Origin of the sequence: Capnocytophaga sp. oral taxon 878 (assembly GCF_002999135.1) — a bacterium.
In the GTDB taxonomy this organism is placed as follows: Bacteria; Bacteroidota; Bacteroidia; order Flavobacteriales; family Flavobacteriaceae; genus Capnocytophaga.
This window is the reverse complement of the sequence record NZ_CP027229.1, coordinates 1,705,184-1,731,505: the sequence shown is the minus strand read 5'-3', so window position 1 is coordinate 1,731,505 and position 26,322 is coordinate 1,705,184. Positions and strand designations below refer to the sequence as shown.

Below are 26,322 nucleotides of genomic sequence, written 5' to 3'. Positions count from 1 at the left end.
AAGTTTTACAAAAGCATTCTATATTTGTCCCAAAATTATAAGGGCTTATGTCTTTCTTGTTTGTAGATAAGAAAAAGCAATCTAAAGAGGTGATAAAATGAACTTAAGAGTGTTATTTATTTTTGGTTCGCTTCTTCACTGCAAAATTTAAAATATAAAGAAATGAAATTTATTATACTATTATCCTATTTATTAGTAACTTTGATGATTAGTTGTAATATTCAAAGTAGCAAAGATGATGAACTTACTTCTATTTCAGTACAATTAGAAGATAAACCTGTTCATCTTTCTCATATTTTTTCAGATATAGAAGTTATCCCTTTAGAAACATCAGATACAATACTAGTTGAACCTGAAGCTAAAATTAATTTTACAGATAGTTTAGTGTTTTTGGAAAGTAATAAAAGTATCCTCATTTTCAATTATAAAGGTGAACTAATACAAACTATTAAACATTGCGGTATAGGGCGTGGCGAATACACCTCTATTTCTGACTTTTTCGTAGATGATAATCTTCAAGTAATAGAAGTATTAGATAAAAATCAAAAAAAAATACTACAATACGATTATAACAACAAATACCTAAGTGAAATTCCACTAAACTTTTTGGCTATTAAGTTTATTCGTAATGATAATAACTTATTTGTCTACAATGGTAATGAACGAGATGAAAATAATAAATACAAATTTAGAGTATTAGCTCCTAAACATAATGCTGCTTTTGCTGAAATAGACAAAAATAAAAGTAAATATCTGCATATCTTTAACCTGATAAATTTTTATAAAAGAAAAAACGAATTGTTGTTCTTTGAACCTTTTAATGATACTATCTATACCCTACAACCTAACAAATTAGAACCTAAATATGCTATTTCATACTATGAAGGTAATATACCTACTAGTTTTTATGAAAAACATCATTTTGCCAATGTGTTTGAATTTTTTCAGGAAATAAAGAAACACAATTATGTGAATAGCACTTACAATGTATTTGAAACTGAAAACAAACTCTTTTTTCAGTGTTATTATAAAGGAAAGAAATACTTAGTGGAATATGATAAACTTACACATCATTCTATTTCTTATGATAGTATTATTGATGATGTTTTTTTACCAACTCCTACACCCCTTCCTTTTCAAGATAATGATTTCATCTTTTTTGCCCAAAATGATAAAGTACTTTTTACAGTACCTACTCAATGGTTATTAGATAGTAAGCAAAAAGTAGAAGAACCTTTTTCTAATTTGAAAATAGATGATAATCCTCTGTTATTTACAGCAAAAATAAAGTAAGTTTGTAGATCCTCCTCCGTTACCCTACAAAGAAAAGGTGCCAATGTTACTTACAACTATGCAGGTAGAAATTTTTAAATATAAAAATATATGAAAGAATTATTTTATTTACTTCTGTCTATGACTATAAGCAGTTGCAATATTTCTTCTAAAAAAGAAGACTTTCCTAAAACTTTAACGCTTACCGGTGAACGTTGGTTCATTGGAGATTCATTAGGAAAAGCCTTTTCAATAGAAATGGTAGGTGATAAACTGTTACTCCACGATGAGCATACAAAAACTCTTTTTACAGCTATCGACTTGAAAAAGCCTTACCAAGCATATCATTTTGGCACGCGAGGAGGAGGACCAGACGAACTAATGAATCCTGGAGCTGTCATTGTTGAACAAAATGCTTTTAAAGTATTTGATTTTGGCAAAATGAGTTTTTTGAAATATGACTTGGATAGTGTTGTTGCAAAAAAAACAAATCCAAAAAAACTTTTCCAAATAGAAGAAAGCTATATACTCTCGGTGATAGAAATACCTCCTTACTATATAGCAAGTGGTTTTTTCCCTGATAAAAAAAGACTTTTAGTATTGGATGCTCAAGGAGAAAATGTTGTAACTACAGGCAATTATCCTGTTAATAAAGAAACATATACAAATACACCTTTCCAAGTATTAGGATTGGCTTATCAATCCCAAATATGCAAGGAACCTAATGGCAATAGATTTGCTTTAGCTACACGTTATGGTGGCATTATACAGTTTTTTGAATGGAATGCTGCCCAAAAACAAGCAGAAGAAATACATCGTATAGAATATTTTTCTCCAGAATTTGCTACAGAAAATATAGGAGGAACCCCTAACTTTCTTCCTACTAAAAAAACACGTTGGGGGTACTTATCAGTAACAGCTACTGATAAGTATGTTTTTGCTCTGTATTCTGGAAAAATACAAAGTCCTGAGAATGCTTTTTATGCAGGAAATATAGTACACATATACGATTGGGAAGGCAAACCTATAAGTATGTTACAGTTAGATTATAATGTTACTTCAATCACAATAAAAGAGAATACTCTTTATGCTCTTATTGATGATAAGAAAATAGGTAATGATGTTGTAATGTATAATTTAAGAGATTTGTAACTAAAAGATTAACTTCCCCTCAAACAATGAAATATATCTTATTTTCTATTTATACTACTCTCTTATTCGTAAAAGAATGAGAGAGTTTTTTATTGTCTATTAATTAAAAAGACTCTTAAATTTTAACATTTTAAATTTGGAAGTTTTACAAAAGCATTCTATATTTGTCGCCGAATTGTTATAAGGGTTTATATCTATATTAGCTATTACAAATGATCTAAAAGCAGGTAATTTATTTTAGAAAAGTATATTTTAAAAGGCATTTTTATATGAAAAAAATTATTAATTCTCTATTTGTTTTATTTTTAGTAGCCTGCCAAACAGGAAGAATGACGGGGAGTCTGTATGTTGAAGAAGAAATAGCTGCATTACAGTTGGATGATACCCAAATCATAACTCCTGAAACCTCACAAACTAAACATCTTAATCTTAATCCTTTTTTAGGAGAAAAGAAATTTGATTTTGGTAGTGTGTTAAAAACGGTAAGGCTTGTGCCTTTAGAAACTACAAATAAAAGCCTATTAGATAATATCCGAAAAATAATTACTACTGATGAATATATTTATATATTGGATGCATATAAAGGATGTAGTGTTATTATCTTTACTAAAGATGGTAAATTTGTAAAACGCCTTTCGCATGGGCAAGGACCTGGTGAATTACAACGCCTTTATGATATTGATTATGATTTTCAAAATAATGAGCTTGTGGCGTACCAACATTCTTTTTTTCTTTTCTTTGATAAACATGGTAATTATCTCCGTCGCCAAAAATTGCCTATAGGGTTTCATAGCTTAGCAGTTACTCCAAAAGGCTATGTGATGAAAGCAATTACAGGACAAGGTGATATCCAAATGGAAGACAAACAAAATTACAGGTTACTATTTACAGAAAAGAATTTTAAATTGAATTCAGTAGCCTTACCTGAACATAAAAAGATACGAGCCTTATCCACATATACTTATCTTTATAAGGTAGGTGATTTGGTAAAGATAACTTCAGAGATATCAGATACTATTTATCAGTATAATTATAAGAATAATAAGCTATCAGCCGAATTTATATTAGATTACGATAAAAAATTACCTCGCAAATATATTTATGGCGACACATTTGATCTTTTTGAAAAAGCAATTTATAATAATGATTATTATTATTGCTTGGGTGATTATCTTGAAACTTACAATCAGAATGCTTTTTTTGTGAGAAATGATTTTAAAAACTATCTTAACATAGTTTATCGTGATAAGAAAACAGGCAATATGATAGGAGGTAGCATAGCTAGAAGTGAAAAGGGAATGGCCTTTATAGTTTTTCCTGTAGCTACTTTTGGTAATGAGTTTGTCAGTACTTTTAAACCTCATTCAAATGATTATGACGCTTTCAAAGATTATCCTATTCTTTCAGATGCTGATAAAGAGAAGGCCAAACACTTTAAAGATGATGATAACTTTGTATTAGTATATTTCACTTTAAAAGAGTTTTAAGAAGAGTTTTTATTTAAAGGAAAAATATTGTAAGTTTAGTTGTTCTTACTATCAGTGCAATTGCCAATTATGGAGTGAGCAAGCAGCTTAACACTGAAATTGTTATTTTAGAAAACTTAGCCCTAAACACTATGAAATTATTTTTTATGCATAGATATTTTACTTATATAATTGTTTTTTTGTTTTTAGTAGCCTGCGATAATAACACTCCTGAAGAGGTTCGTTTTACTGAGCAACAGATTGAATCTCTTCATTTATCAGGAACACAAGTATTGGAGCCGCAGACAGATAGTATTATCCATATTAACCTTACTCCTTTTTTAGGTAAAAGAGAATTTGATTTTGGTAATATTGTAAAAGAAGTGAAAATTGTTCCGTTAGAGACTACTAAAAATAGTTTATTAGATGGTATTTACAAAGTGATTACAACTGATGAATATATCTATATAATGGACAATTTTAAAGGAAAAAGTCTTATTATTTTCACCAAAGAAGGTAAGTTTATAAAACGACTTTCACACGGGCAAGGACCTGGAGAGTTGCAACGTCTTTATGATATAGACTATGACTTTCAAACTAATGAACTTATTGCTTATCAGCATTCTTTTTTTCTTTTCTTTGATAAAGAAGGGAATTTTCTTCGTCAGGAACGATTACCGATAAATTTTGATAATTTTATATCACTTGACAATGGTTATATACTTAGAACAGCTCCCGTACAAGGTAATACACACTTAGACGATAAGGAAGGGTATACTTTTTTATTTACTGATAAGATTTTCACCTTAAAATCAGTTGCTGTGTATCAGCCAAAAGATATAAAAGCTATGTCAGCTCACACTTATTTGTACAAAAATGATAGTTTGATAACCTTAGCTGGTAGGTATTCTGATAGTATTTATAAGTATGATGCTAAAAAAAATAAACTATATACAGAGTTTGTTTTAGATTATGACAAAAAACTTCCTAAAAAATATCTTTATGGAGAAAATTTTCGTGTTTTTCAAGAAGTAACAAAAAATAATGATTACTATTTTAATATAGGGGAGTATTTTGAGACTTTCTCACAGAATGTTTTCTTTTTATGGAATAATTATATCAATCTTCAAACTATAGTGTACCGAGATAAAAAAACAGGTAATATGATAGGTGGTACTTCTGCGATGTTAAATTTGGAAGAAGTTCCTGCTTTCAATTTTCCAATAGGGGTAGATAAAAATTACTTTGTTTCAGTATACAATCCTTACATTAATAGGTATGAAAAATTAAAGAATAGCAAACTCATTTCAGAAGCCGATAAAGAAAAAATAAAACAGTTTAAGGACGATGATAACCCTATGCTAGTATATTTCACTTTAAAAGAGTTTTAACTTTCTATTTGTGAGTATTACTCATAAAACTTTTCAGCTAAAATATTCTATTCATACAACTCTCTTGTTCGTAAAAGAATGAGAGAGTTTTTTTATTGTCTATTAATTAAAAAGACTCTTAAATTTTAACATTTTAAATTTGGAAGTTTTATAGAAGTATTCTATATTTGTCGCGGAATTGTTATAAGGGTTTATATCTTTTTTAAATAGAAAGTAAATAGAAGGCTATGCAGTGCGAGAATCCTTATATATTGAGCTATTACAAATGATGTAAAAGCAGCTAATTTATTTTAGAAAAGTATATTTTAAAAGGCATTTTTATATGAAAAAAGTTATTAATTCTCTATTTGTTTTATTTTTAGTAGCCTGCCAAACAGGAAGAGTGGCAGGGAGTCATTATACTGAGGAAGAAATAGCAACATTACAGTTGGATGATACCCAAATCATAACTCCTGAAACCTCACAAACTAAACATCTTAATCTTAATCCTTTTTTAGGAGAAGAAAAAGAATTTGATTTTGGTAGCATATTAAAAACGGTAAGGCTTGTACCTTTAGAAACTACAAATAAAAGCCTATTAGATAATATCCGAAAAATAATTACTACTGATGAATATATTTATATATTGGATGAATATAAAGAAGGTAGTATTGTTATGTTTACTAAAGATGGTAAATTTGTAAAACGCTTTTCGCACGGACAAGGACCTGGTGAATTACAACGTCTTTATGATATCGACTATGATTTTCAAAAAAATGAGCTTGTGGCGTACCAACATTCTTTTTTTCTTTTCTTTGATAAGCAAGGTAATTATCTCCGTCGGGAAAAATTGCCTTTGGGATTTTATAACTTAGCAGTTACTCCGAAAGGCTATGTGATGAAAGCACTTACAGAACAAGGTGATATGCAGATGGGAGACAAACAAAATTACAGATTACTATTTACAGAAAAGAATTTCAAACTGAATTCAGTAGCGTTACCTGAACATAAAAAGATACGAGCCTTTTCTGCATATACTTATCTTCATAAGGTAGGCGATATGCTAAAGATAACTTCAGACATATCAGATACTATTTATCAGTATAATTATAAGAATAATAAGCTATCAGCCGAATTTGTATTAGATTACGATAAAAAATTACCTCGTAAATATATTTATAGCGATACATTTGATGTTTTTAATAAAGCAGCTTTTTATAATGATTATTATTATTGTATGGGTGATTATCTTGAAACTTATAATCAGAATGCTTTTTTTGTGAGAAATGAATTTAAAAACTATGAAGGTATAGTTTATCGTGATAAGAAAACAGGTAATATGATAGGAGGTAATATCCCTGTAAGTTATAAGGGAATGGCCTTTATAGCCCTTCCTAAGGCTACTTTTGGCAATGAGTTTGTAAGTTTTTTTAAACCTTTTCCAAAATATTATAACGCTTTCAAAGATTATCCTATTCTTTCAGATGCTGATAAAGAGAAGGCTAAACACTTTAAAGATGATGATAACCCTGTACTAGTATATTTCACTTTAAAAGAGTTTTAACTTTCTGTTTGGGAGTATTACTCATAAAACTTTTTTCTAAAAATATTCTATTCATACAACTCTCTTGTTCGTAAAAGAATGAGAGAGTTTTTTATTGATTTTTTTAAACATTTTTGACATTTATAAAAAATATTGTATTTTTGTTGCTTTAAAGATTGAAGAAAAGTAAAATATGAATAAAAGAAAATTAAACAGCTTACTTACTGCTACAATTGGTGTGGCAAGGAGCTATAGTAAAAAAATGTTAAATGCAAATGTTATGAGGAAGAAATACTTGTACATTGTAGGATTTGTAGGGCTTATAGCCTGCAAGCAGCAAACGGAAGGTAACGCTCCTACTATAACTATGAACCCTGAAGAGAAAATAACTCTTTTGGAGGAAGCTGCTACTGATATACAATTAATCAGGTTGGAAATACCTAAGGGGGTATTGTTTGGTGAAATTTCGGCATTGAAGAGCAAGGATGATAAGCTCTTTTTGTGTGATGAAAACCAGACGAAGAGTATTACAATGTTCAATGCACAAGGGAAGTATTTGGGACAGCTACGCCAGCAAGGGCAGGGTCCTAAAGAGTATCATAACATTAGTGCTTTTGCTATTAGCCCTGATGCTAAGCAAATGACAGTGTACCAACGCCCTTTGGGCTTTGTAAGCTATTCGGTACCTAATTTTGAGCATATAGCTACTACTGCTTATCAGAAGTACTTACTAAACTTTGAGTATTTAAGCACTAATGAGTTACTAACAGTAAGTGATGAGAATATTACCAATAATAAGTATGTGGGATTAGAACGATTGAACCTTTCATCATTGCAAGCTACCCCTATAGAAGGGATTACTAATGATGCTGCAAGTATTGAACTATCGTACCCTAATACTATGGTAGGCAGGAATGATTTTACTCTTTACGCTTCGCCTAATGAGTTTACACGTCTTTACAAAATTACTGACAAGCAAACGGACTTATTGGCTAAGGTAGATTTTGGCAAGTACAATATTCCTGAAAATAACTGGAAAAAGGCTGAAGCAAGTGATTTTGAGGAGAGTTTTGCAAGTGGTATTAGGGCTACTTGGGTGCAGAATATTACTTATAATCATCCAAAAATGGCATTTTACTATATATTTAAAACGCCTGAACTGAAGAATGTGGCTGTATGTAACTTACAAACAAATGAAGTGAAAGATTACGGTGTATTGCGCCTTTCTAAAACAAGTAAAGCGGTGCCTTACCCTGTAGGTACTTACAATGATTACTATGTATCGGTTATTTTTTCGGAAGATATTGATATGATTTTTCCTGAGGATACTGATGTAAATAGCCTTAATGGCTGGCAACGGAAGCTATATGAGGCTAAAGATACTGAAGAGGTTTTTTTGTTAATGTATAAATTACTATAAAAACAAAAATGTTCTTGGTATTGGTAATTGTAATGCTTGGAACTTTTGTAGCAGAATGGACAACCTTACCCTAAAATAAACAACTTAATATTAAAAGGAAATGAAATTATTATGTATGTTATTGTTATTCCCTTTGGTGGCTTTATCACAGGTTACTTTTAAGGGGAAAGTAGTGGATAAAAACACTAAACGCCCTATAGCTTATGCTGGTATTTATTACATAAGTAATGAAGATGCTGTGGGGACTACTACCGATGCCAATGGGAACTTTACCCTTACCCTTACGGAGGATTTGTACCAAAAATATCGTATTACTGCAACTGGCTATACGGATATGCTGGTAGATATTACGTACCAACAGCGAGAAGGGCGCTATGAGCTTACGCCACAAGCAGAAGCTGCTGCACCTACAGTGAGTGCTGATGCTAATGCGCCTATCTTTTCGATAGGAGAGAAGGTAGATAAATCGGGATTAAAGACAGGGAAAATTGATGGTTTTGAGAGAAATACCCGCCGTGCAGGATGGTTTGACCTGAGGAAGCTGAAGGGGGATATAGCCTTAAAGAGAATTCATCTTTACATATCGGGTGAGGGTGATGATGAGGGTGAACTTATTTTGCGCCTTATGACTCATAGAAGCAAAAAGTTTTCGACAGGGGTAAATAGAATTGATAATTATTACGACCTTCTGTTGGAGCCTATAGTATTAAAATGTAAAAAGGGCTGGAATACTTATGAGATACCGCCAGTGAAAATGCCTAAAAAGGCAATAGTATTTATCATAGGGCAGGTGGATAGTAACAAATTAGGGAAATGGTACAATGAGTACAAAGAACCTCGAGTAGGGGTGAGTTTGGCTTCATACAAAAAATATGTGCAAAGCAGTGTGATGTATGGTTCTGTTAATAATATGTTTTATTTTTCAAAGTACGAAGATGTTCCAAGCGAAAGTGCTGCAATAGTATTTGATTTTCAGTATTAACAAAATTCTTCTGTTATAATAATGAAAAAGATTTTAATTTTAATCCTGAGTAGTGTTTTTGGCTTGGTACAAGCCCAAAAAGTGAATGGTGAGTTGGTAGATGCTTTTACCGATGAAAAGGTGCCTTATGCTAATATTTATTGTAAAGAGCAGGCTACTATAGGTAGTACTGCTGATGGTGATGGTAAGTTTGGCTTTCGTGTTCCTGAAAAATACAATGAAAAGGAGTTTGTATTTTCGGCTATAGGCTATCGGGATACGATTATACGCCTTAAGAGTGAAGATAAGAACTTGAAAATAAGGCTTACCCCTATAATGTATGAGCTGGATGAAACTACTGTAACGGCTAATGTTACTTACGAGAAAATACAGTACGGCTCGGTAGAATACCCTATACAGGTGAATAAAAAAGGAAAAACAACAGGTGAGTTTTTAGAGAAGAAAACGCCTTTTGGTTTTTTGGTGAAAGCGAGTTCGAGATCGGTATTGCGGAAGTTTAGTTATTTTATAGCTGATGAAGGAAAGCTGGGCAGTACCTTTGTGATGAAAATAGTGGGTTTTGATAAGAGTAGGAAGTTTAAGCAAGGGTATATGAATAAATTTACGGACTCGCATTCATACGATGTGAGCCATAAACCTATTGTATTTACTGCTGAAAAGAGGGGTTGGAACACGATTGAATTACCTAAAGATGATTGGATTATATTGCCTAAGGGTATTTCATTATGTGTTATCTACCAATTGGATAAAGGTAATGACTTGGTGTGGGAGAATGATAGCAAAACTTATAACTTTTACGGCTCGGTAATTGCGAATTATGATGTGCCTTTTTCACGTACTAAATTGAAAAACTGTAGAGTGAGGTATGGTAGTCCTTATGATTTTTTTTCGTATGAAATAGCGAGTCCTTCGCCTGCTGTTATTTTGGAATGTGATAAGCTGAAGTAGCACTGAGGCGAGTTTTTTTAAAAATAGAAATATCTTTATATTTAAGCACCCCTATTTTGGGGGTGCTTTTTTTGTTGTTATTACTCGTATGGCAGGGAGGGTTATTGGCAATTGACAAAAATAGGGGAAAAACGGGTGAAATGTGAATATAATGCAATGATTAGGAGATTTTGTTGCGGATTATGCAAAGAGAATGTTTGGAGGTGGAGGGGCTGATAATCAGGTGGATAATGTTTATCCTTCGTTTATAGTTCGTTTATAGTTCGTTATTCGTTCGTTTAAAGTAGGTAATAGATAAGAGATAAGAGGTAGGAGGGGTAGGGTGTAATGGGTTGATTATTAGGGGGAAGGAGTTAGGAGATAGGGAATAGGGAGGGGTAGGTGATTTTTGCATTATTCGCAATAAAGGGGAGAGGAAATTTAGGTAAGAGATAAGAGGTAGGAGGTAAGATAGAACGAGGAAGTGAAGGGAGTAGAAAGGGAGGGGTGGATGCTTAGTGAATGAGGATGTGGTGTATGGCTGGCTGGTGGAGGGTGAGTTTCTGTCGATAAAAAGAGGGTTTCTGTCGATAAGATGTGTGGGGGAGGGTGAAAACATTGTATTTTTGTGGCACAAATAGGTGTTTTGGCAAGGGGAAAGTTTAACAAAAGATTAACGTATAAAGGCAGTTGTCTGTAATCTTTTTTGGCGTATTTTTGCGCAATATAAGGTGAGCCTATTGGGGGGTATCTTTCATTGGCAGGGGTAGTGATTGGAAGAGAGAAAAGAGTTTGGATACAGATAGATTGGATAGATATTTTAAATCTAATAATTTTAAAAAAATAGAAAAATGAATAGAATCTTTTTAGTAGCATTAGGGGCTATCGGGTTGGTAGCTTGTAATAATGGGCAGGGGCAAAAGCAGGAAGCGAAAAAGCCTGCTTCGTATCCGGTAATTGTGGTAGATGAGCAAAATACGGTATCGGACTTATCATACCCTGTGAATATAGAGGGTGTGGTGAATAGCCAAGTGCAGGCTAAGATATCGGGTTATATTACCAAAGTATTGGTGGATGAGGGGCAGGTGGTTACGCAAGGACAGCCGCTTTTTCAGTTAGAGACGCAGACTTTGAACCAGTCGGCAGCATCGGCAAAGGCGGCGGTAGATGCAGCTAAGGTGGAAGTGGATAAGCTGGTGCCTTTGGTAGAGAAGAATATTGTGAGTGGTGTGCAACTGGCTACGGCTAAGGCGAACTTACAGCGTGCGCAAGCGGCTTATAATGAGGTAGCGAGCAATATAGGTTTTGCGGTGGTGAAGGCTCCGGTGAGTGGGGTAGTAGGCGCTATAGCTTATAGGGAAGGAGCTTTGGTAACGGCTAACAATACGGTGCTTACAACGGTATCGGATGTGAAGGATGTGTATGCTTACTTCTCGATGAATGAGAAGGAGTACCTTGATTTTTTGGCGGATACTGAGGGTAAGACTACTGCTGAGAAGTTGAAGAATTTGCCTGAGGTATCATTGGTATTGGCTAATGGTAAAGAGTATGCTGAAAAAGGCAAGATACAGGCTGTAACAGGGCAGATAGATGCTGCTACGGGTAGTATTCAGTTCAGGGCTACTTTTCCTAATCCTAATAAAGTGCTTACCAATGGGAATAGTGGTAGGATAAAGATACCACAGCACTTTAAAAACTCACTTGTGATACCAGAAGTGGCTACCTTTGAGCAACAAGGGAAGGTTTTTGTGTATAGATTGGCAGAAAAGGATACTTTGAAGCAAACAGTGATTACCGTTAAGAACCGCGCTGATAACTATGTGGTGGTAGAAAACGGTTTGAAAAAAGGAGATACTATTTTGGTAGAAGGACTAAACAAAGTACATAGCGGGGTAGTTATTAAGCCAGAGAGCGTATCAATGGAAAGTGTGGTGAAGAAGATACAACCTATATTTTAGGCCAGAGTGATATTGAGACTTAGTATTTTATTATGAAGAGCTTTTGGTTATTAATGCTTATTTGGGTGCCTCTGACAGCACAAGTAGCTAAGGAAACTAAAGAGGGAGGTATAAAAGATTTAGGAGAGATATCTTATAAGACTCCTCTTTGTATTCTTGATGGGAAGAAGGTAAGTAAAATCTTCTTGAAGGGTAGGACTTTGCAAATGGATGATATAGCCAAAATTTTGGTGTTTTCAGAGCCAAGAGCCAAAGGTCTTTTTGGTAAGAGGGGAAGAAATGGGGCGGTATATATTATCAGTAAAAATGCTTTTGAGAAGGCAGAAGCACTTGCCAATAATCTGCCTAATAGAAAACTTAATAGGAAGGAGCAGCATTATAGAGAGATATGGGAGTTCTATCAAACACAACGCCCTATAGTGGTTTCAGGTAAAGTTACTGATAAAGAAGGGAACCCTTTGGCTAATATTAGGGTGTATAACAAAGATAGGAATACCGATACTTATACAGATAGTTTGGGTAATTATACTGTCAAGGCAGACCGTTGGGATATGCTGATGGTGCATTGTTGTACTTCTTGCAAGCTGATTACTGATGAAGAGAGAGAACAAGAAATAAATTTTGAGGGATTATTTGAAGGAACTTATAAAGAAGCTGAGAAAGCGTATATAGAAGAGATGATAAAGCGGATTCCTCCAAATGCAATAATGCGATTTTCAGAGGATCCTTGTGCTTCACCCTTGTTTGTATTGGATGGTATGCCTATGGACAAGAAGGAGTTTATAGAGAAAACAAGTAGGCTAAAGATTTCAAAAGAGATTCATTACGTTACTCCAGCAGCAGCTACAGCTATTTATGGCTCTGGTGCTATTAATGGGGTATTGGTAGCAGTTACTGAAAAAGCTAAAAGAACAACAAGCCCGTAAAGCTCAGAAAAAGCAATAAGCTATGACCCGACTTGCTATATTTATATTCTTTTTTACACTTTCGGCTATGGCACAAGATGCTAAAGACTCTATAGAAGATTCAAATGCTATATCCGAAATAGCAATTGCTTTTAGAGCCTGTCATTCTATTGTAAAAAATACACCTCCTCTTATTATGCTGGATGATGAAAGTGTTAGTGATAATAATAAATTCCTTGACGAATGGGAAAATAGAGCAGATGAGATTGAAACAATTTATATATTAAGGAATGATATCATAACAGCTTTATATGGATCACGTGCTATAAATGGCTTGATATATGTTATCACCAAAGCAGCTAAGCAAAAAGCTGATAGCCTTGTAATGGAACGTTGGACAAGAAGGAAGGTAAAGAAATATCAGAAATATAGGAATATTTTAGGGTGGTATAACTATATGAATTCTTTTATTACTATAACAGGGAAAGTTACTGATAAAGAAGGTAACCCACTGGCTAATGTTAAAGTGCGTAACAATGATAGTAATAACGAGGTTCTGACTGATAGCATAGGTAATTACACTATCCAAGCCCGTCGTTGGGAGGCGATACAAGCTGAAAATATAGAGGATTGTTACCTTGTTGTAAAAGAAGCAAAAGAGCAAAGGCATAACTTTGTGCAACACCCTCCTATTGAAAGAAGAAGCGACCCAAGAGCCTCTACACTTTCTGTATTTGGATCGCCTTGTAATAAATTGTTTGTTCTTGATGGAGTGCCTATAGAAAAAAAGGAAGAGTTTCTTAAAAAAATACGACGGAAGAAAATAGAGGAAATAATAGAGTTGGACGCACAACAAGCTTCGATATATGGCTCTCTTGGAGTCTATGGAGTAATCATTGTAAACACTAAAAAATAAAAGCTATGAACAGACTTACTATATTTTTATTCTTTTTTACGCTCTCGGCTATGGCGCAAATCACTATAACAGGGAAGGTTACCGATTATCAAGGAAAGCCTCTTGCCAATATTACTGTAAATACAGACGTGATAACTTATACAAACGAAGGGCATTATGCCGCTAATTATGTAACAACGGATGCCAATGGTATGTATAAGATACAAGCAAAACAGTGGGATACACTTCACTTTGGAGGAGTGATGTATTGCTATGTGGTGTTTAAAGACACACCTTACCAAGTATATAACCATACTATGGATAGTACCTATATGAGTGGTATTTGTCTTGAATATGAATATGCTTATGGTTGTGGCATCCTTTTTATACGTAATGATAAGATAGTTAAAGAAAGAGATAGAGAAGCTTTCAAAGAAGAACTTAGGAGTGGACAGTTTTATAAGTATTCTGTAATGGACTATCAAGAGTTATCTAAACATTATGGCTATCGCAGTCAATATGGATTAGTAGCTTATACTGAAGATTACTATAATCGGCATAAAAAGAATAAGAGTAAAAAGAAATAAAATGCTTTTGATATGACACGAATTACTATATTTCTATTCTTTTTTACCTTTTCGGCTATGGCACAAATTACTATAACAGGTAAGGTTACTGACTATCAAGACAGACCTTATGTTGATTTTCCGGTTACCAATGGAAGAGATACAGTGCGAACTGATAGCAAAGGAAGATATAAAATAGAAGCTAAACTATGGGATGTTATTTATTTTTATAGATTGGAGAAGAAATCTCAAACTTATTATGATGGAATTCCATACTATGTACTAAAAGAAACGCCTCATCAGAGTTATGATGCTTTTGTAGGTTTTAGTTCTATACATGAGTGTAGAAAAGGGGCACGAAATCCAGATATACTTTTTGTACTTGATGGAGTGCCTATTAAAGCAAAGGATAAAGAATCTTTTAAGGAAAGGCTAAGAAACGGGGAGTTTTACCAATATGTACTAAAGGAAGATGCTTTTTTTTCGGATAGAATTAGGGACTATTACGCTTATATTCTATATGTTTACACTCAAGATTACTATAACGAGCATATCAAAGATAAAGAGAAAAGTACTAATAACTAAATATGAACAGAATTATTTATAAATCAATAGCAATAGCTGCTATAGCCCTTAGTTTTACGGCTTGTGTAGCGCCTAAAAGGCAAGAATATATGCCTGAGGGCATCAGTGAGAAATTATACCGAGTGGATAATGTATTGGTAGATAGCCTGAGCAGTGGAGCGGTATCGTGGCGTGATATTTTTACTGACCCACTTTTGCAAGAACATATAAACAAAGCGCTTAATAAAAATCTTGATGTGCGTGTGGCACTACAAAGTGTAGTATCGGGACAGGCTTATCTTAAACAAAGTAAGGCAGCCTTTATTCCTACTCTTTTGGTAGGGGCTAACTACACCCGTAGTACCTCATCTCTAAATGCAGGGAGCTTGGCTACTGAACGTACTTACAACAACTTGTTTGACCTTACAGGAAGTGCTTCGTGGGAAGCTGATATTTGGGGTAAGTTATCGGCGCAACAACAGGCCGCTAAAGCGACTTATTTAGCGACCTTGGAGGCACAAAAAGCAGTGCAATCGGAGGTGGTGGCTACCTTGGCAACTGCCTATTACCAGCTATTAATGTTGGACGAGCAGAAAAAAGTATTGGAGCAAACTATAGAATTCCGCACTAAGAGCTTAGAAACAACTAAGCAACTTAAAAGTGCGGGCTCGGCTACTGAAGTAGCTGTAAAGCAGATAGAAGCCTTAGTATATAATGCCAAAGCACAGCTTATTAGTATAGATAACAGTATATGGGCAGCTGAGAGTAGCATAAGTATACTATTGGGTGAAGAGCCTCACGCTATTGAGCGTAGTACCCTTGCGCAACAGCAATTTCCTACTGATTTTAAACAAGGATATCCTGTAAAACTGTTAGAGAATCGACCTGATGTAGCACGTGCTATGTTCAATCTGATAAATGCTGTTAAGCTTACTAATGTGGCTAGGGCTAACTTTTTCCCGACGCTTACCTTATCGGCGCGTGGTGGTTTAAGTAGTACAGAACTTGATACTTGGTTTTCGGCTAAATCAATGTTTGCTAACTTGGTAGCAGGATTGGCGCAACCGATATTGAATAAAAGGCAAATACGTACCCAATACGAGGTACAAAGAGCATCCCAAGAGACTGCCTTATTGAACTTTAAGAAGGCGATACTATCGGCAGGGAAAGAAGTATCGGATGCTATGCACCAGTTTGCAAATCAAGATGCTTTTATTGAGCTTAAAACCAAAGAAATGAAAGCTTACCAAGAAGCTACAGATTACTCTAAACAGCTTTTTGACAGTGGTATGGTAAACTATTTAGAGGTTATTACTGCTGAGGTAAATAGACTTAATGCCGAACTTAGTGTAGCTAACGCGCAGTTTACCCGTATGCAATACGGCATTACCTTATATAAAGCCCTTGGTGGTGGATGGAGGTAGAGTATTAAAACTTATCAAAGGAACAAGTAAAACTGAACTTTATGGCAAATATATTATTACAACAATTAGAAAAAGCCCTCCCCGAGGGAATGCAAATCCCTGAGGAACTCCACAAACTCTATCAGTGGATAGAAGATAATGGCTATTATGAGGACAGAGACGATGGTGTACGCTATGGGTATCTGTATCCTAAAAATCCTCTTAGGAATACATATCTAGATGATATAGACGTAGATATAGATATTGCCTTCTATATAGAAGAAGAAAATTTTAGGAAAGAACTTATGACCATTTCTTTTGGTGAGAATGCCGACAATGCAGCTCAGCGTTTTTTACAAATTGCAGGAAATGAGTATACCGGTTCTATGGTAGCTTTGTGGTTGGACTACAAAGGGACAACCCAAATAGTCCGTTGTCTGAATACGGTTGAAGAGGCAGGTAACTGGGAAGTGGTAAAAAAGCAATTGAACTTCTATAAAAAGCCTATGCGTACTAATGGGATAGATATTTTTGTGCCTATGGGACAGGAAGATAATGGCTTAAATGATGATTTTGAAGGTTGGTATGATGCGATGATGTATAATGGATAGAGGACAACACTAAAGCTATTTTACTCAATAAAATATTATAAAAAATGAAAATTCCAGAAAAGTATTTTGCATTAGTTAAAAAGTATAGCAACTCCGATGATAGTTGGGTAGCTGACAAAGATCAGTTTGGAAATCCAATAGAAACTGAACTAAACATATTCTACAAAACTGAAAAACAAATAATAAAACACAGTAAAGAACTTGTGGAAGACTTCCCCACTGAAGAGGCTGAAGAATATGCCGACACAGAGCGTATTAATGAATACGATTTAGGGTATATTACCGATTTTTCTAAGATATTCATATTTGGGGTAGATGGTGCAGACTGTCAGTTTTGTATGGATTTTAGTGTAGGAGAGCAACCTCGTATTATCTTCTGGGATGATGCGGAGCTTACTTGGCGGGTGATTGCCAATACTATTGAAGATTTCTTTGCTCTTTTTCATAAAGAATAATCTCTTAAATTAGGAAAATGTCAAACATCTTATTGCAACAATTAGAAAACGCACTTCCCGCAGGAATGCAAATCCCTGAGGAACTCCGCCAACTCTATCAGTGGATAGAGGATAATGGATATTATTCAGAGAATGAAGGCATTCGTTATGGCTATCTCTACCCACAAGATAAGCTAAGAGAAAGCTGGAAAGAAGAGGAACGAGAAGGAGGGACTGACATTGCTTTTTCGGTATTAAAAAACATTGACCGTGAGGAAGTGTTGGAGAATTATTACAAAAAACATAAGGATGAAGTAAGACGCCGTTTGCTCGTCTTTGCACAGAGTGGTGCCAATGGTTCGGAATGTGCCTTGTGGCTAGATGACGAAGGGCATACCCAAATTGTGCATATAGGTTCGGGACCAGCACCTGTGTGTATGTGGTTGGATGATGAAGGTAATACCCAAATAGCTTCAGGTTCGGTGATGACTTGTATATTAGTAAAAAATGCTTTGGATTTCTTACGCCTTTTAGCCATTGGCTATGATGAGATTTGCTGGGGTGAGGATTATTCACTTCCCCCTAATAAACTTGGAATTAATACATTCGTTCACCCCAATACACAATACCAAGAGTGGGTACAAAATACCTTTCATACCACTATCCCTAAGATAGGTTTAGAGGTTGTAACCCCTCATAGTATGTGCGATGAACCTATTACAGACCCTTTTTTGAAGTGGTTTTTTGAAATGACAGAATAATCATAAAAAGAAAATGAACATTTATTTATCAGAAATAGCTCCTTTTTGTACCACCGATGCAGAAAAAGTATTGTGGCTACGGCTTAAAAAGATACAGAAGTTCCGTATCAAGCGCCATAGTGATAGTTTTCTGTTGGAATCGTTGTTGCAAAGCTTCCATATAGAAGAGAAATATGAACCCATAATGTATTATTATGAGGAGATCATCAAGTTACCATTAGACGAAGAGTTTCCGCTATGGGATACTTTTTGGGATATTTTATCCGTTTTCTATAACAATCCGCTGTGTACAGAGGCGCAAAAAGAGACTATTTTTGCACGCTATAAAGAGGTTACCCTATATACTTCCTCTTTTGAAGGGGCACAAGATCTTTTTACTAACTTTTTTGCTAATATTTTTTCGTTGGAAGCGATAAAAGAACGCGAACAAGTACTAAAAAAAGCTGTAAAAGAGAATGATTTACTGCTTGAGTTTTCAATGCGTAAGAGCTTGATACTCCGCGCTACAAGAGTAATTATTGTCAACAATGGTAAAGATGTAGCCCTACAAGAGCAGATGCAAAACCTTGTAGCAGAGCAAACGCAAGCCTTGCGGTCAGGAAAATTTGAAGAATATATATAACTAAATATAACAAACCTATGAACAACGAAGTATTACCTACAACATATTTAGGGAGAGAGCTCCCAAAAGAGTATGTAAACAGTATTGAAAAGGGAGAGACCTTCCCAGAATGGCTCACAATGTTCCCTCATACAGAATATGAACACAGTACCGAGATTGAAGTATGGAGCAAAGAATTTCTCTTGTCGCACACTTATAGCGAATCTTTCTGCAATTACGCTTTCTTTACTCGTGATGATCTTGATTTTTCGGTGCTGCAAACCCGTGATGAAGACACTTTAACGCCAGAAGAACTCCAATCAGCCTTTGCTATAGGTTCTGTAAACGAAGGATTTGTGTTTATCAACCTGCACGATGGTTCGCTTTGGATTTGGTATCACGATATGTTTTGTGAGAAAGTTGCTGAAAACTTTTCCGACTTCCAAAATCTTCTTACTAAAGAGCCTATGGATGGAGATGAGGAGGATATAGATGAGGAGGAATAATTTATTGTATGGATATAGAAATTATCAAGAACAGAAAAGGGGTTCAAACCTACAAGAGCAGATGCAAAACCTTGTAGCGGAGCAAACGCAAGCTTTACGGTCAGGAAAATTTGAAGAATATATATAACTAAATATAACAAACCTATGAACAACGAAGTATTACCTACAACATACTTAGGGAGAGAGCTCCCAAAAGAGTATATAAACTGTATGGAAAAGGGAGAGACCTTCCCCGAATGGCTCACGCTGTATCCTCATACAGAATACGAACACAGTACCGAGATTGAAGTATGGAACAAAGAGGATCTCTTGTCGCACACTTATAGTGAATCTTTCTGCAATTACGCTTTCTTTGCTTGTGATGATGTTGCTTTTTCGGTGCTACAAACCCGTGATGAAGACACTTTAACCCCCGAAGAACTCCAATCAGCCTTTGCTATAGGTGCTGTAAACGAAGGATTTGTGTTTATCAACCTGCACGATGGTTCGCTTTGGATTTGGTATAGCGATACGTTTTGTGAGAAAGTAGCTGAAAACTTTTCCGACTTCCAAAATCTTCTTACTGAAGAGCCTGTGGATTAAAGATGAGTAAATGTAGCACAACAGCTTTGCGGTCAGGAAAATTTGAAGAATATATATAGCCAATATATAAACACAACAGAATGAGCAAACAACTTTATATCATAGCAGGTTGTAATGGCGCGGGAAAAACCACCGCTTCCTTTACCATTTTGCCCGAAGTACTCGACTGCAAAGAGTTTATCAATGCCGACGAGATCGCCAAGGGGTTATCGCCTTTCCAGCCCGAAAGTGTAGCTATGCAAGCCGGTAGAATAATGCTCGCTCGTATGGATGAACTATTGCAAAAAGGCGAAACTTTTGCCTTTGAAACTACTTTGGCTACTAAAAGCTATAAGCAAAAAATAGAATGGGCGCAAGCCAATGGCTATGAGGTTACCCTGTTGTTCTTTTGGTTGGACTCGCCCAATATGGCTAAAAAGCGGGTCGCTCAGCGCGTTTCCGAAGGAGGACATAGCATTCCCTCTCAAACCATTGAAAGAAGGTATCATAACGGGATTGCTAATCTCTTTGCTATCTATATGGATATGGTAGATATTTGTTATATATTTGATAATTCAGAGGGAGAACGTACTCCTATTGCAAAGAAATACAAAGGAGGGAAAGAAATAATTTATAATACAGACCTCTATAATCAAATGAAAAACAGCTATGAAAAAGAAAGAAGTTAAAAAAGACATATTAGAAGAGAAACTTTTAAAAGGTTTATCTCTTGCTTATGAGCGAATGATTGCCCAAAAACGCAAGAATAATCAAAAGATTGTAGTGCGCCGCGAGGGAAAAATCGTTACTATCACACCATAAGAATTAGCAAAAGTATCAATTAACACATTAATTAAGTTTATGACCGAAGAAATCAAAAACAGAAAAGGAGCTCAAAAGGCAGTAGATATACCTTCCGAAGTGCTTTCGCTATTAAATGCGGGGCGTATAGAAACGGTAAACCTTACCGAATGGCTGGCTGTAGACCATTCACAGCTGGTAAAATCTGTTTTTCCTACTTTGGGGATTGATAAAAATATCATTGAAGAGTTGGTTTGCCAGATCAATCAGCAAAAGAAACCTTCTACAATGAATACAATTAAGCTCATAGGGGCATTGTTATACGAAAAATATGCAAATACTGACCTTTATGAGCCTTTGTTTAAGCAAATCAGCACGCACTTATCCGATTCTGTACGCTGTTATGCTTGTTATTTGGTGGCTTTGCATACCGAAATTCCTTTAGAAGATAAGCTACACAAACTAAAACCTTTGGTAGCCGATAGTCATTTTGGCGTTCGTGAGATTATTTGGATGGCATTACGCCCCGAAATGAGCGAGCATTTAGACTTTTCCATTGCTTTTCTTTCCCATTGGGCAGAAAGTGAAGATGAGAATATCCGCAGGTTTAGTACAGAAGCCTTGCGCCCGCGGGGTGTTTGGTGTGCTCATATAGAAGCCTTGAAAGAAAAACCAGAGGTGTATTTGCCTATATTAGATAAATTGAAGTCCGACAAGGCAAAGTATGTGCAAGATAGCGTAGGGAACTGGCTGAATGATGCCAGCAAAACCCGCCCTGATTTCGTAACAGCTCTTTGTGATCGTTGGGAACGCGAAAGCCCTACCAAAGAAACCAAATATATTGTAAAAAAGGCACTGAGAACCCTTGCCTCTAAATAGTATAAAAACTTATTTTTTTACCGAATGACCCGAGAAGAACTCATACAATTAGGGAACCAAATCATAGAAGAAACCGATGACGATCGCCAAGAGGAGCTAATGGAGCGCTTCGATCGCAATGTACCTCACCCCGAGGGCAGTTCATTATTCTTCTATCCGGAAAACTACAACGCCCGCACTATGGATATTTCCTCCTACGACCCCACCGTCGAGGAAGTAGTAGACAAATGCTTGGCGTATCAACCGATTATCTAAAACAAACAATGAACACAAACCAATACAATCAACCCATAGGGGATGCATTACCTAATTTTTCAGTAGGAGCAACCCCTCATATAACCCTCTTAGAGGGAAATTATTGTCTGTTGGAACCTCTTTCGGTAGCCAAACACTTAGACGATTTGAGTGATTTCTATTTGGAAGCCAATGCTGTGATGCCCGATTGGACTTATTTATCTATAGCTCCTGCAAAGAACAAAGAGGAGTTGCACGCTTTACTCACCAAGCAGGAAGCCTCTGCCGACCCTTATTTTCTGACGATTGTAGATAAGCAAACGCGAAAAGCAGTGGGTACGCTTGCCCTAATGCGTATAGACCCTAAAAACAGAGTGATAGAAGTGGGGTGGGTGAACTATTCGCCGGCTTTACAGCGTACGTGTATGGCTACAGAAGCACAGTTTTTGTTGGCAAAATATGTGTTTGAAGTCCTTCAATACAGGCGTTACGAATGGAAGTGTGACAGCCTTAATGAACCTTCGCGTCGTGCTGCAGAGCGCTTGGGCTTTGTATATGAGGGTACATTCAGGCAGGCAGTGGTTTACAAAGGGCGTTCGCGAGACACCGCTTGGTTTGCTATGATAGATAAGGAATGGGAAGCTAACAAACGCGCTCTTGAGCAATGGCTCTCCCCTGAGAATTTCGACTCGCAGGGTAAGCAACAGAAGTCTTTGAAGATGTTGAGAGAATTGGCAGAAGAATAGATGAAGTTAAAAAGTAAGAAGAATATACAAACCTTAGGCAAGCACTTGGAAGTTTACCCTTCTTTAGATGCTTTATTCACAGAAGAACAACGTTGGCTTACAGCGCATTTTGTTCCGCTTATTAGTATTGATTTGGCAGTATTAAATAAGGAATGGGCAGGGCAATGTCTTACAGTGATAAGCCCAATAGAACCTCCTCCTGTAGAATTGTTAGGCGAAGGTACATTAGAGTATCATAATGATTATACTTCTATTAATTGGCTTACTTTTAAGCTTACAGATGATAATCGTTATATATTTTTGGGAGAAGAAGGATATTTTAAACGTACAGCTATTCACCATTGGGATTTTGATTCTGAAATGGAAAAAGAATTTCAAAAAATGAAAGAAAAGTACCTTCAAAACAAGGAAGGTTTTGCCGAATATGGTTATATTCCCTCAAGGAGTTATAAAGATAAAGAAGGCAACATACATAAAGGTAATCTTTTAGATAGATTGGGAGGAGAGATACAATATGCTAATTGGACTTGTGATGTAGAAGATGGTATATATCCAAAGGCTTTTGAGATGGAAGTACAAACAAATGAAGATATTGATGATACAGTGGTTTCTATTTCTTATCAAGGAAATCCATTTTACTTTATTGCAGATACCGCAAGTTATAATTGGTGTGGGGGGTATATAGATGGTATCATTATGCTTTATGAACCTGTAAGCCGTATCGTGCTATTCACTTTTGATTATTCGTAAGAAAAATAAATTAATTAATATAAAAACACAATGACAACAAGAGAAGAAATTAAAGAATTGAACGACCATTTGCAGGCGTTCCCAAAAGCAGAAGATATTTTTGTAAAAGAGCAACAATGGCTTAAAAATCATTTTTTGCCCCTGATGAGTATCGATTTAGCCGAAATAACCCCTGAATGGGCAGGGCAAAAGGTATATATGATTTGTCCTTTTGAGCCTTACGATGGCTATATCGGCAATAATACCACTGAGTATCACAACGAATATACCGCGCCCAACTGGTTGGCTTTCCGCTTAACTGATGATAATAAGTTCGAGTTCCTCGGCAAGGAAGGATATTTTTGGAGAACTGCTATTCATAACTGGGATTTTAACTCTGAAATGGAAAAAGAATTTCAAAAAATGCAGCAATTCTATGAGAAATATAAAGCAAATTTTGATAAATACGGTGCATTGGTGAATTTGCAAAATCCCGAACGTAAAGGTAAGCTGAATAAGAAAAACTATTTAGAAAGATTGGGAGGAGAGATAGAGTACGGTAACTGGAGTTCCAGCATTGAAAGGAAGGAATATCCAAAGGCTTTTGAAATGAAAATACAATACGGAAAGGGTGATGAAGAGGCAGTGTTTGACATTTCTTACCAAGGAAACCCATTCTATCTCGTAGCTGAAACAGGGGCTTACGACTGGGTGGGTTCTGGTGGCTATATCATTATGTTGTACGAGCCTGTAAGCCGTATCGTGCTATTTACTTTCGATTATTAGTAGCATCGCTTTGTAGTATGTGTAGGGGCGAATAACTATTCGCCCCAAATTTAGAAACCTTAAAATAATTATCTTTATGACAGCAAGAGAAGAAATTCAAGAATTGAACGACCATTTGCAGGCGTTCCCTAAGGCAGAAGACATTTTTGTAAAAGAACAACAATGGCTCAAAAATCATTTTCTGCCCCTGATGAGTATTGATTTAGCCGAAATAACCCCTGAATGGGCAGGACAAAAGGTGTATATGCTGTGTCCGTTTGAGCCTTACGAGGGTTATATAGGCGATAATACCACCAAATATCACAACGAATATACGGCACCTAACTGGTTGGCTTTCCGCCTAACTGACGATAATAAGTTTGAGTTCTTAGGGAAGGAAGGATATTTTGAGCGAACTGCTATTCATAACTGGGATTTTGATTCTGAAGAAGAGGAAGCCATACAAGAAATGGCTGATAACTATGAAAAGAGTAAGGAAAATGTAGCTAAATATGGTACTTTGGTGAATGTGCGTTACCCTGAATATAAGGGCGAACTCAATAGAAAAACATTTTTGGAGATTTTAGGAGGAGAACTTGAGTATGGCAACTGGTGTTCCACCATTGAAGAGGAGGAATATCCAAAGGCTTTTGAAATGAAAATAGAAGACGGAAAGGATGATGATGATGTAGTGTTTGATATTTCTTACCAAGGAAACCCATTCTATCTCGTAGCTGAAACAGGGGCTTACGACTGGGTAGGGGCTGGCGACAATATTATTATGATGTACGAGCCTGTAAGCCGTATCGTGTTATATACTTTTGATTATTCGTAAATTGATTAAGCAATTTAAATATATTAACAATTTAATTAAATTATTAATTGCCCGTGCGGCTCGTATCAAATGAAAACACTCATTATAGTAACACACCCTCATATAGAGGATTCTCTCATCAACAAACGTTGGATTGAGGAGCTCGAGAAATACCCAGAGCAATATACCATACATCAGTTGTACAAAGCATATCCCGACGAACATATCGACGTTAGGAAGGAACAACAACTGATAGAGCAGTACGACCACATTGTATTTCAGTTTCCGCTCTATTGGTTTAGTATGCCCCCATTGTTAAAGAAATGGCAAGACGAAGTCCTTACCTACGGTTGGGCTTACGGAAGCAAAAGCGGTTATAAAGTAGGTGGCAAAAAGGTAACGCTTGCCATTTCGGCAGGTATTGATGAGCGTGAATATGCGCATAACGAAAAATATAAATACACCCTTAAGGAATTGTTACGCCCTTTTGAACTCACGTTTGAATACATTCACGCCGATTATCGTCCGTTTTTTGCCTATTACGGCATCGAGCTGAACAGTACAACCGAATGGATTGAGAGAAGTGTACCGCTGTACAAGCAGTTTTTAGAGGAATTTGCCAAACAATAGTTAACATATTTTTCTAAAGCTCTCCTTTAGTACTGACTTGCAGCTCGTGTCTCCCTCGTCCGACTCGTCCGACAGGTCAGCCCCGTCTGAATTATCCAATAACAGCAATTATTATTACAAATGAAAAGATTATTTTTAACCTCATCGTTCAGTTCAGTAACAAAATTGTTTGAAGATTTTGCAGGTGAACCCGTAAAAGGGAAAAAATTGGCTTTTATCCCAACAGCAAGTTTGGTAGAAAAAGTGCGTTTTTATGTAGATGACGATAGAAAAGCCTTTGAAAAATTAGGTCTTATCATAGAAGAATTAGAGATTTCTGCCGCTACAACCGAAGAAATAGCGACAGCATTAGAGCGGAATGATTATATTTTCATTTCTGGAGGGAATACATTCTACCTAATGCAGGAATTGAAAAAGAAAGGAGCTGACAAGCTACTTATAGAACAAATTAATAACGGAAAGTTGTACATAGGTACTTCGGCAGGTTCTATTATCGTTTCTCCTACTATTGAATTTGTTGGGGATATGGATGAGATGAGGAAGGCTCCTGAACTCACAGAATATTCGGGTTTGCATTTGGTAGATTTTTATTTTTTGCCTCATTATTTGAACTTTCCTTTTAAGGAAGTTACTCAAAAAATAGTAAATGACTATTCACCAAAAATAGATTTGCGACCTATTTCTAACAATCAGGTAATTACGGTTTTAGGTAATGAAATTAAAACACTTGAAAAACCTAAGCGGGTAGCTAAGAAATAGTAAAAGGCAATAAGATTGGTGAGACGTTGATACTTATATATAGAGGCTAATAAATGGTGCTTGGGAAA

General features: G+C 35.7%; 30 protein-coding genes. All 30 read left to right on the top strand.

Translation table 11 applies throughout. The features are described from left to right. Positions 1–162 precede the first annotated feature (162 nt). The 30 genes from C4H12_RS07835 to C4H12_RS07695 all read left to right on the top strand — a co-directional run bounded on the left by C4H12_RS07835 (position 163) and on the right by C4H12_RS07695 (position 26,254). Positions 163–1,293: a 6-bladed beta-propeller gene (locus tag C4H12_RS07835; protein WP_106098429.1), complete on the top strand. Its 1,131-nt coding sequence runs from the start codon at positions 163–165 to the stop codon at positions 1,291–1,293. 90 nt (positions 1,294–1,383) lie between these two features. Next, positions 1,384–2,424 carry a BF3164 family lipoprotein gene (locus C4H12_RS07830; RefSeq protein WP_106098428.1) on the top strand — a complete coding sequence of 347 codons (1,041 nt, stop codon included), beginning with the start codon at positions 1,384–1,386 and terminating at the stop codon, positions 2,422–2,424. A 269-nt stretch (positions 2,425–2,693) separates the two neighbouring features. Further along, positions 2,694–3,911 carry a 6-bladed beta-propeller gene (locus C4H12_RS07825; RefSeq protein WP_106098427.1) on the top strand — a complete coding sequence of 406 codons (1,218 nt, stop codon included), beginning with the start codon at positions 2,694–2,696 and terminating at the stop codon, positions 3,909–3,911. 131 nt (positions 3,912–4,042) lie between these two features. After that, complete coding sequence (locus tag C4H12_RS07820; protein ID WP_129588220.1) at positions 4,043–5,281, top strand: 6-bladed beta-propeller; 1,239 nt, start codon at positions 4,043–4,045, stop codon at positions 5,279–5,281. 322 nt (positions 5,282–5,603) lie between these two features. Next, on the top strand, positions 5,604–6,824 hold the full coding sequence (locus C4H12_RS07815) for a 6-bladed beta-propeller (protein ID WP_106098425.1): 1,221 nt from the start codon (positions 5,604–5,606) through the stop codon (positions 6,822–6,824). 259 nt (positions 6,825–7,083) lie between these two features. Then, positions 7,084–8,223, top strand: coding sequence for a 6-bladed beta-propeller (locus C4H12_RS07810; protein WP_164997597.1), 1,140 nt, complete (start codon positions 7,084–7,086; stop codon positions 8,221–8,223). Between the two features lie 100 nt (positions 8,224–8,323). After that, entirely contained in the window at positions 8,324–9,205 is an 882-nt protein-coding gene (locus C4H12_RS07805; RefSeq protein ID WP_106098423.1) for a carboxypeptidase-like regulatory domain-containing protein, read from the top strand. 21 nt (positions 9,206–9,226) lie between these two features. After that, positions 9,227–10,153, top strand: a complete 927-nt coding sequence (locus C4H12_RS07800; protein ID WP_106098422.1) for a carboxypeptidase-like regulatory domain-containing protein — start codon at positions 9,227–9,229, stop codon at positions 10,151–10,153. Between the two features lie 830 nt (positions 10,154–10,983). After that, a complete protein-coding gene (locus C4H12_RS07795; protein ID WP_106098421.1) occupies positions 10,984–12,090 on the top strand; it encodes an efflux RND transporter periplasmic adaptor subunit in 1,107 nt (368 codons plus the stop codon). A 32-nt stretch (positions 12,091–12,122) separates the two neighbouring features. Continuing rightward, positions 12,123–13,016: a hypothetical protein gene (locus tag C4H12_RS07790; protein ID WP_106098420.1), complete on the top strand. Its 894-nt coding sequence runs from the start codon at positions 12,123–12,125 to the stop codon at positions 13,014–13,016. Positions 13,017–13,038: 22 nt separating this feature from the next. Further along, positions 13,039–13,911 (top strand): carboxypeptidase-like regulatory domain-containing protein, encoded by an 873-nt coding sequence (locus tag C4H12_RS07785; protein WP_106098419.1) that lies wholly within the window; start codon positions 13,039–13,041, stop codon positions 13,909–13,911. A 5-nt stretch (positions 13,912–13,916) separates the two neighbouring features. Further along, the gene (locus C4H12_RS07780; RefSeq protein WP_106098418.1) at positions 13,917–14,477 is read left to right on the top strand and encodes an Ig-like domain-containing protein; all 561 of its coding nucleotides are present in this window, start codon (positions 13,917–13,919) and stop codon (positions 14,475–14,477) included. Positions 14,478–14,489: 12 nt separating this feature from the next. After that, complete coding sequence (locus C4H12_RS07775; protein WP_106098417.1) at positions 14,490–15,041, top strand: carboxypeptidase-like regulatory domain-containing protein; 552 nt, start codon at positions 14,490–14,492, stop codon at positions 15,039–15,041. A 2-nt stretch (positions 15,042–15,043) separates the two neighbouring features. Next, positions 15,044–16,444 carry an efflux transporter outer membrane subunit gene (locus tag C4H12_RS07770; RefSeq protein ID WP_106098416.1) on the top strand — a complete coding sequence of 467 codons (1,401 nt, stop codon included), beginning with the start codon at positions 15,044–15,046 and terminating at the stop codon, positions 16,442–16,444. 41 nt (positions 16,445–16,485) lie between these two features. Continuing rightward, positions 16,486–17,034, top strand: a complete 549-nt coding sequence (locus tag C4H12_RS07765; protein WP_106098415.1) for a hypothetical protein — start codon at positions 16,486–16,488, stop codon at positions 17,032–17,034. Positions 17,035–17,078: 44 nt separating this feature from the next. Continuing rightward, positions 17,079–17,489 carry an SMI1/KNR4 family protein gene (locus C4H12_RS07760; protein WP_106098414.1) on the top strand — a complete coding sequence of 137 codons (411 nt, stop codon included), beginning with the start codon at positions 17,079–17,081 and terminating at the stop codon, positions 17,487–17,489. A 17-nt stretch (positions 17,490–17,506) separates the two neighbouring features. Continuing rightward, positions 17,507–18,229, top strand: a complete 723-nt coding sequence (locus tag C4H12_RS07755; RefSeq protein ID WP_106098413.1) for an SMI1/KNR4 family protein — start codon at positions 17,507–17,509, stop codon at positions 18,227–18,229. 13 nt (positions 18,230–18,242) lie between these two features. Then, positions 18,243–18,851 carry a hypothetical protein gene (locus C4H12_RS07750; RefSeq protein ID WP_106098412.1) on the top strand — a complete coding sequence of 203 codons (609 nt, stop codon included), beginning with the start codon at positions 18,243–18,245 and terminating at the stop codon, positions 18,849–18,851. Between the two features lie 17 nt (positions 18,852–18,868). Further along, positions 18,869–19,336 (top strand): hypothetical protein, encoded by a 468-nt coding sequence (locus C4H12_RS07745; RefSeq protein WP_106098411.1) that lies wholly within the window; start codon positions 18,869–18,871, stop codon positions 19,334–19,336. A gap of 144 nt (positions 19,337–19,480) precedes the next feature. Then, entirely contained in the window at positions 19,481–19,918 is a 438-nt protein-coding gene (locus C4H12_RS07740) for a hypothetical protein (protein ID WP_106098410.1), read from the top strand. Positions 19,919–19,998: 80 nt separating this feature from the next. After that, positions 19,999–20,586, top strand: coding sequence for a zeta toxin family protein (locus tag C4H12_RS07735; protein WP_106098409.1), 588 nt, complete (start codon positions 19,999–20,001; stop codon positions 20,584–20,586). Further along, positions 20,567–20,719, top strand: coding sequence for a hypothetical protein (locus C4H12_RS13710; protein ID WP_009412294.1), 153 nt, complete (start codon positions 20,567–20,569; stop codon positions 20,717–20,719). Before C4H12_RS07735 ends, C4H12_RS13710 begins: the two co-directional genes overlap by 20 nt. A 39-nt stretch (positions 20,720–20,758) precedes the next feature. Continuing rightward, a complete protein-coding gene (locus C4H12_RS07730; RefSeq protein WP_106098408.1) occupies positions 20,759–21,577 on the top strand; it encodes a DNA alkylation repair protein in 819 nt (272 codons plus the stop codon). A gap of 24 nt (positions 21,578–21,601) precedes the next feature. Further along, positions 21,602–21,832: a bacteriocin immunity protein gene (locus C4H12_RS07725; RefSeq protein ID WP_002665645.1), complete on the top strand. Its 231-nt coding sequence runs from the start codon at positions 21,602–21,604 to the stop codon at positions 21,830–21,832. A gap of 8 nt (positions 21,833–21,840) precedes the next feature. Then, positions 21,841–22,557, top strand: a complete 717-nt coding sequence (locus tag C4H12_RS07720; protein WP_106098407.1) for a GNAT family N-acetyltransferase — start codon at positions 21,841–21,843, stop codon at positions 22,555–22,557. After that, complete coding sequence (locus C4H12_RS07715; protein WP_106098406.1) at positions 22,558–23,307, top strand: hypothetical protein; 750 nt, start codon at positions 22,558–22,560, stop codon at positions 23,305–23,307. A 30-nt stretch (positions 23,308–23,337) separates the two neighbouring features. After that, positions 23,338–24,072 (top strand): hypothetical protein, encoded by a 735-nt coding sequence (locus tag C4H12_RS07710; protein WP_106098405.1) that lies wholly within the window; start codon positions 23,338–23,340, stop codon positions 24,070–24,072. A 76-nt stretch (positions 24,073–24,148) separates the two neighbouring features. After that, a complete protein-coding gene (locus C4H12_RS07705) occupies positions 24,149–24,886 on the top strand; it encodes a hypothetical protein (protein ID WP_106098404.1) in 738 nt (245 codons plus the stop codon). Positions 24,887–24,955: 69 nt separating this feature from the next. Further along, positions 24,956–25,495 (top strand): NAD(P)H-dependent oxidoreductase, encoded by a 540-nt coding sequence (locus C4H12_RS07700; protein WP_106098403.1) that lies wholly within the window; start codon positions 24,956–24,958, stop codon positions 25,493–25,495. Positions 25,496–25,615: 120 nt separating this feature from the next. Beyond that, positions 25,616–26,254: a Type 1 glutamine amidotransferase-like domain-containing protein gene (locus C4H12_RS07695; protein WP_106098402.1), complete on the top strand. Its 639-nt coding sequence runs from the start codon at positions 25,616–25,618 to the stop codon at positions 26,252–26,254. The last annotated feature ends 68 nt before the right edge of the window (positions 26,255–26,322 follow it).